This window comes from Nonomuraea sp. NPDC003201 (genome assembly GCF_053590415.1).
Map to the genome: position 1 here is coordinate 1 of NZ_JBSFTC010000457.1, position 6,617 is coordinate 6,617.

At 69.9% G+C, this 6,617-nt stretch carries 9 protein-coding genes; 3 read left to right on the forward strand and 6 right to left on the reverse strand.

The window, feature by feature from the left end; translation table 11 throughout:
* The 3 genes from ACWDX9_RS57680 to ACWDX9_RS57690 all read right to left on the reverse strand — a co-directional run.
* A partial coding sequence (locus ACWDX9_RS57680; RefSeq protein ID WP_449971717.1) for a hypothetical protein occupies nucleotides 1–439 on the reverse strand: 439 nt, incomplete at its 3' end.
* A gap of 142 nt (nucleotides 440–581) precedes the next feature.
* A complete protein-coding gene (locus tag ACWDX9_RS57685) occupies nucleotides 582–971 on the reverse strand; it encodes an ATP-binding cassette domain-containing protein (RefSeq protein WP_449971720.1) in 390 nt (129 codons plus the stop codon).
* A gap of 207 nt (nucleotides 972–1,178) precedes the next feature.
* Nucleotides 1,179–1,751 carry a dienelactone hydrolase family protein gene (locus ACWDX9_RS57690; RefSeq protein WP_449971723.1) on the reverse strand — a complete coding sequence of 191 codons (573 nt, stop codon included), beginning with the start codon at nucleotides 1,749–1,751 and terminating at the stop codon, nucleotides 1,179–1,181.
* Between the two features lie 696 nt (nucleotides 1,752–2,447).
* Here ACWDX9_RS57690 and ACWDX9_RS57695 point away from each other — a divergent pair.
* The 3 genes from ACWDX9_RS57695 (at nucleotide 2,448) to ACWDX9_RS57705 (ending at nucleotide 4,258) form a co-directional block, all read left to right on the forward strand.
* Nucleotides 2,448–2,996: a phosphotransferase family protein gene (locus ACWDX9_RS57695; RefSeq protein ID WP_449971726.1), complete on the forward strand. Its 549-nt coding sequence runs from the start codon at nucleotides 2,448–2,450 to the stop codon at nucleotides 2,994–2,996.
* Between the two features lie 151 nt (nucleotides 2,997–3,147).
* Entirely contained in the window at nucleotides 3,148–3,585 is a 438-nt protein-coding gene (locus tag ACWDX9_RS57700) for a DNA-binding protein (protein ID WP_449971729.1), read from the forward strand.
* Between the two features lie 280 nt (nucleotides 3,586–3,865).
* Nucleotides 3,866–4,258 carry a nuclear transport factor 2 family protein gene (locus ACWDX9_RS57705; protein ID WP_449971732.1) on the forward strand — a complete coding sequence of 131 codons (393 nt, stop codon included), beginning with the start codon at nucleotides 3,866–3,868 and terminating at the stop codon, nucleotides 4,256–4,258.
* Between the two features lie 225 nt (nucleotides 4,259–4,483).
* Here ACWDX9_RS57705 and ACWDX9_RS57710 read toward each other — a convergent pair whose 3' ends face one another.
* The 3 genes from ACWDX9_RS57710 to ACWDX9_RS57720 all read right to left on the reverse strand — a co-directional run.
* Complete coding sequence (locus ACWDX9_RS57710) at nucleotides 4,484–4,717, reverse strand: hypothetical protein (RefSeq protein WP_449971734.1); 234 nt, start codon at nucleotides 4,715–4,717, stop codon at nucleotides 4,484–4,486.
* A gap of 61 nt (nucleotides 4,718–4,778) precedes the next feature.
* On the reverse strand, nucleotides 4,779–5,657 hold the full coding sequence (locus ACWDX9_RS57715) for a hypothetical protein (protein WP_449971736.1): 879 nt from the start codon (nucleotides 5,655–5,657) through the stop codon (nucleotides 4,779–4,781).
* A gap of 76 nt (nucleotides 5,658–5,733) precedes the next feature.
* Nucleotides 5,734–6,617: CU044_5270 family protein (locus ACWDX9_RS57720; RefSeq protein WP_449971738.1), on the reverse strand; the 884-nt coding region annotated here is incomplete at its 5' end.

Genomic DNA, 6,617 nt, shown 5'->3' on the forward strand with positions numbered 1-6,617 from the left:
CCTCGTACGTCTGGATGCCGCCGCCGTCGGGGAAGGAGACGCTGCTCTTCAGGGGGTAGCTGGTCGACGTGCCTTCGTCGAGTTCCGTGACGACGATGGTGCCGTTCTGGTTCTCGAGTTTCCGGTTGATCTCTCCGCCGGCGAACTCGGCCTGCCAGCCCGGCCCGAAGACACCCAGCTCGGGCCGGGTCGCCGGGGCCGACTGCGGCCTGGCCAGATCACCGGCGGTCAGGGCCACGCCGTGCTTGCGGCTGATCGCGCCCGCGGACACGTCCAGCTCGGTGAGCTTGAAGGTCTTGGTGTCGGAGGAGTACTGGCCGGGACCGACCTCCTGGACGTTCGCCGGTGGCGGGTCGGCGAGCGCGGCGGCGGAGACCTCCGGGGCGAGGAAGGGGAGGAGCATCGCCGAGACGGCGACGGGGAGCGCTAATCGGCGCAAGGGGTGCCTCCAGGTGAAAGGAGAAAGTGATTTGATCACCTGGAGAGTAAGGGCTGACAATCCGCTCGACAAGAGCTGGACAATTTTCTTGAACGGTGCTGAAATCGCCTACGAAGCCATGCCTTGGGGGTCATTTATAGATTCATTCATGCAGGTGGGAGGCTGTATTTTGAATTTGTAGAGCATTTGTAGCGGTGTTGTAGAGTCTTCCCGAATAATGGCTCAGCAAAATGGCGTGAAGGCATATTCGGTGTTCCAGGAATCGGCGTAGCAGTTCGTCGTGGCCGCCTTCTTCCACGATCCGGCCGCCGTCCAGGAAGACGATGCGGTCGGCGCGCCGGACGGTCCGCAGCCGATGCGCCACCATCACGACCGTCCGGCCCGCCATCAGGCGCTCGACGCCTTCGTGGACGGCCGTTTCGTTCACCGGGTCCAGCGCGGAGGTGACCTCGTCCAGCAGCACGATGGGCGCGTTCTTCAGCAGCGCCCGCGCGATCGAGACCCGCTGGCGTTCGCCGCCGGACAGCAGCACGTCCGTCCCGAGCCCGCCCTCCCACCCGAAGACGGCAACCGGCTCTCTGCCGGCCGTCGCGGGGTGCCAGGCGCGGTTCGGTGTCGCTCGGCTTTCACCGGTTCGGCCGCAGGTCCGGGAGCTCGTCGAGCTGCGGGGCGTGACGCCTCGGAGAGGAACTTCCGCGGCCGCTGATCGGCGGCTCACCGAGACCGGTGGGGCCGCCGGTTACAGGTCGGCGACGAAGTCCAGCGCGATGGCCCAGGCGCGCTCGGCGGCCGGCGCGTTGTAGTCGGGCAGGTCGGGGTCGGTGAACAGGTGGCCGACGCCCGGATAGCGGAAGACCTCCACGTCGGTCCGCGCCCGGCGCATCCGGATGTACCAGGCGTTCAACCAGTCGGCGGGTTCGTAGGTGTCGGGATCGGCCACGTGAAGCTGGACCGGCAGGTCGTCGGCCGAGAGGTCGTCGGCCATGTCGGAGGTGCCGTGCATCAGCAGCAGCCCTCGAGACTGCTCGTCGCCGAGGGCGAGGGTCTGCGCGATCGCCGCGCCGAGCGAGAAACCCGCGTACACCAGGCCGTCCGGGGACAGCGGGGCCGCTGCGGTCACGGCCCGCTTCAGCAGCTCATCGCGGCCGATCTCCTCCTTGATCGCGGTCCCCTCCTCGGGTGTGTCGACGACCCGGCCGTCGTACAGATCGGGGACGTGCACCTCGTGGCCGGCCGTCCGCAACCGGTCGGCGGCCTGGTGGACGGCGGGCCGCAGGCCGTACATCGAGTGCAAGAGGAGAATTCGCGCCATGCGCCGCAGCTTAGCCAGCGCTCGGAGTGGTGCTGACGCGGCGGGCCCGAAGTCGTCGATGTGGGCGAGCCGATCCCCGTCGTCGGCGTGGATGCCCGTCCGCCACGCCGACTGCCAGGGCACGGACGCTCGCCGTCAGCCTCCTCCAGCGCCGTGGATGGAACGGCCGAGACGTCCTGGTCCCAGCAGGTCAACGTGCGGCCCGTCAGGTCCTTGACGGCCTGCGCCGCGGCAGCCTTGGCGCCCAGCACCTCGCCGGGGCCGTCTCGTCGTGTGGCGCCTGCCGGGTTGCCGAGGGCCGCGAGTGAGGACAGCATGGCCCGGGTGCCGTGGGGAGGGGTCCGTGGACGAGGCGATGCGGGTGGTGGCGCGGGCGTACGGGCTGGGGGAGCCGGTCGGGCCGGCCGTGTACGCGGCGCGTGGCGAGCTGGGCCGGATCTGGCGGCTGGACACCCGGCGCGGTTCGTGGGCCGTGAAGGAGTTGCTCGCGCCCGCCGAGGAGAGCGCCGCGCGGCAGGACGCCGCGTTCCAGCTGGCCGCCGGGAAGGCAGGGGTGCGCCTGCCGCGGCACGTCACGACGGTTGACGGGGACGTGCTGCTCGACGGGAGGTGGCGGGTCTACGAATGGGTGGATCTGGTGCCGGGCGAGGTGGTCACGGCGGCCGAGCTCGGCGTGGTGACGGCCGGGCTGCATGGGTGGGGCATCCGGCGTCGGGGGCGGTGGCCCCGTGGTTCTCCGAGCCGGTCGGCCGGGCCGCGTGGGAGGAGCTGGCGGCGGCCGGGGGTGAGTGGGCGCCGACGCTGGAGCGGGCGCTTGCCGATCTCGTCGCGCTGGACTCCCTGGTCGCCCCGCCCGGCTCTCTCATCACCACCTGCCATCGCGACGTCAACGTGGACGTGTGCCGGGCGGCCGACGGCGGCGTGATCGTGCTGGACTGGGAGAACTGCGGGCCGGCGCGCCCGGCGTTCGAGCTGGCGGGGATCCTCGTCGATCTGCCCCTGGAGGACGCGGTCACGGCCTACCGGGCCTATCGGGGCGCAGGTGGGCCTGCGGTGGTGGCCGAGCCGGTCGACTTCTCGATGGCGATCGTGGTGCAGGGGCATTTGCTGGAGTTCTACGCCAGGCGTGCCCTGTCCCCTGAGGAGTCGGAGGAGAATCGCGGCAGGGCTCGGGCCCGGTTGCACGCGATGCTCGACCGGCCGCTGACGCCGGAGAGGATCGACCACATCCTGGCGGCGCTCTGAGTCTCTCCCGGCCCCAACGGAAAGACGCTGGCGGTGTCACCTGCTCGGCGAAGGGACCCGTCTGTCCTCTGGCTTGGCGGACCGCGATCTTAAACGTTCTGTTTAAAACGATATGTTGACATCGGTTTGAGTGTTGCGGCATGGTGAGCACATGCCCACAGATGCCGATCACCACCTCGACCCCTTCACCCCTCCGCATCCGGAGCAGGCGCGCGCGCAACGCGTGTACGCGTCCCTGTTCCGGATCGCCGAGCGGCACGCGATCACCGATGAGCAGCGCGGCCGGCAGGTCCATGCCTCGGCCATCGGCCCGCACGAAGCCGTCAGGCTCGTGACGTTCCTGCTCAGCGGAGCCGCACGGCTCGATGAGGGCGAACCGGAGGTCGACCACGCCGACATCACCGCGGCGTTGAGCCTCCTCCCGCTGGTGCGCGGGGAGCTGGACGCGCTGGAGGTCAGCCTGCTGGAGATGGCGCGGGGGCGCGGCATGACCTGGCAGGAGATCGCGTTCGGGCTCGGGCTCGGCACCGCGCAGGCCGCCAGGCAACGCCACGAACGCCTCGCGGACCGTGTCGAAGACACGGAATAGCACGGACCTCCGGCCTCATCGTGCGTGCTCGTCGAGGCCGGCCCGTCCGGCTTTACCGTCCATGCCAGCCAAGGCAGGCCCATCCAGCCTTACCGTCCGTGCCGGCCGAGGCGAAGGCGGAGGCCACCGCCCACTCGCCATGGACCCGGTGGCCGCCGGAGGTGCGCTCCTTCCCCTGCTTTCGAGGATGTCCGTCGTTGGTGTGGGTGGAGTGCCGGGATGAACGCGCCTCTGCGGCCGGCTTGACCTTGTCACCGGCGTCAGCGTTTACCGTCGCGACATGAGCAGCTTCGATCGGATCACCCTCCTCAAGCACGACCAGAGCTTCTTCGACGCCCTGGTGGCAAGCGATCCCGCCGTTCTGGAGGAGCTCCTGGCGGACGACTTCGTCCTGGTCGGGGTCGAGGACGGGGCCGTCGCCGACAAAAGGATCCTGCTCGACCTGGTGGCCTCCGGCTCCCTGACGTTCCCGCAGATCCACTCGTTCCCGGACGAGGCGATCGTCCGGGTCATCGGCCCAGTTGGCATCGTCGTCGGGCGTACCGGTATGAACTTCACCAATCCCGACGGCGGCACGTTCAGCGCCGGAAGCCGCTACACCCACGTTTACGCCGCCGACGACCACGGCGCCTGGCGCCTCGTCTCCGCCCAGGGTACGGCGATCAAGGCTTGATTCCCGGCGCGGGCGTCTGGGTGGCGGGTTCGGGCAGTCGACGCCGACCGGGGTCTGCGCCTACCTGAATGAGGCCGACAAGAAGATCGCCGGCAGGTCCGCGGTGACGACGGCGCTCAGGCGGGCCGCGCGTGGAGCGTCGACCTGGGCAGACGGCCCCGAGGCGACCAGGTAAGGAGGAGTGCAGGGGCAGGGCGGCGCGGGGTCATCGTCCTTGCGAGCCCGTCAGCCGGCCGGGTCGGATCGGCGGGCGATGTACAGGATCCGGTCGTGTTCGTCCTCGTCGGCCGGGTCCCGTGCCGACGTCCCCACCAGCCCGTGGGTGGCCATGATGTGCAGTCCGGCCTGCTCGGCCGCCTCGCGTGCCGTCCGCTCGGAGTGGTGCCGTTGCACGTGGCGCGTCGACAGCCGCTCCCAGCCCGCCCCGTTCCGTTCGAACAGGTCGAACTGCGTGATCACGACCGCGTCGGCCTAGGGCAGGCCGCCCGGGTGCTACGAGCGGCCCGCCGTCACCGTCCGGTCAGATGATCTTGCGGTAGATCCGGGACGCGATCGCCTGGGCCGCGCCCTCCCTGCCGAACTCCTGGTAGACCCGCGACGTGATCTCCACGGCCTTGGGTGAGTAGGCGGGGTAGAAGGCCTTGCCGCACTCCAGGTCCTTCAGTGCCGCCTTGATCTCCTTGTCCAGGTACGGCTTGGCCTCCGCCGGCTTCAGGTTCGGCCGGAAGATGACGGTCTTGCCCTTCGGGGCCTTGGGCAGTTCGCCCTTCCAGGCCTTCCTGGCGACCTCCGAGGCCTGCCGCACGATCTTCGTGTGGCTCAGGCCGTCCAGCGCGGTCGGCCTGGTCTCGCCGACCCCCAGGCACGTGGCGAACTGCTTGCCCAGCCGTACGAGCTCCTTGTCCTGGTCGAGGACGCTCAGCGACTTGTTCACCGCCGCTTCGAGCTGGTCGTAGTAGTCCTCCTGGGAGGTGACGGTCTTGCCCAGCACCTCCTTGACCGCCTGGGAGAAGCAGGACTCGTCGGCGGCGCGCCACTTCTTCAGGTCGGCGGCCGAGAGCGACATCAGCGTCTTGTTGTTCGGGTTCTCGTACTGGACGGGGTTGACGACCTCGTCCTTGGGATAGGTGTTCGGGGACCAGACGCCGAAGCCGTACCTGGCCCGGTACGTCCGCAGCGCCGTGAGATCGCCCGCGAGCCGTTCCCGCTCCCCCGGCTGCCACCGGCGCTCGGGCGCCAGCGCGGCCACGTAGGCGAGGCCCTGCTCCGTCATGCAGGCGACGCGCTTGTCCTCCATCTGCCGCTGCTTGTCGTACGCGGCGTCGTCCCCGGGCGCTGCGGCGAGAGCGCCGAACGAACCGGCGAGCAGGGTGGCCGCCACGGCCTTGGCGATGAACATGGGTGTACTCCTTCGTTGAAATGTGGGCATGCGAAACAGAACTCCCGGCCGAAAAGGCCGGATCAGGGGGAAAGTCTCAGCAGGGGATCTTCATGCGGGACGCCTTCGGCGACACCTCGGGCAGGCCGGGGACGAGATCGACGGCGAGCACGGCGACGCCGTTCACCGCGCCCTTCTTCTCGATGTACTCGCCGTTGGGCAGCTTCACCTTCTTGTCCTCGACGACCACCGTGCGCTCGCCCAGGTAGCGATAGGTCTGCCGGTCGAAGATCAGCTCGGACCGGCGGCCGTTGCCCTCGTCCATGGCGACGGCCAGCCCGGGGCGGCCGGAGACGTCCACGGCGTCGCGGATGAGCACGATGCCGTCCAGCCCGGCGGCCACCTGGTAGAGCGCGGCGCCCAGGCTGGGCCGTACCACGGACTCGCGGATCAGGCCCTGGAGGGAGGTCCAGATGCGCAGCGGCTCCTCGCCCGTGTCGGCCACGATCTTCGCGCGCACCTGGGCGGGGTCCGTCGGCCAGGCGCCCAGCCGGGCGTAGGCCGGCTGGCCGGGGCAACCCGACGACTCGTAGAGGATGTCCTCGACGCCGCGGTCCCAGAACTTCCGTGGCGCCGGTCCCGTGGCCGACAGGGCCTGCTTGCGGCCCAGCCAGGGCTTGCCCACGTCGGCGGCCTCCCAGCGCTCCTCGTTGACCATCACCTTGGTGTACTGCGTCGCGCCCGCCTTGTCCTTGGTGTACAGGCTTTGCTGGGCGAGCGTCTTGGTGTGGACGTACTGGCCTCGGGACGGCACCGTGTCACCCTGGTCGGCGGCGGCCCGCGCGGCCAGGGTGAGCAGCGCCTTGGCGTCGGCCGGAGGCGCGGCGAGCAGGTTTCCCGGGGTGTGCGGGGCGGAGCCGCCCAGGCCCACCTCGGTGACGAGGAGGCCGGCGGTGAGCGTCACCGATAGGAAGAGCGACA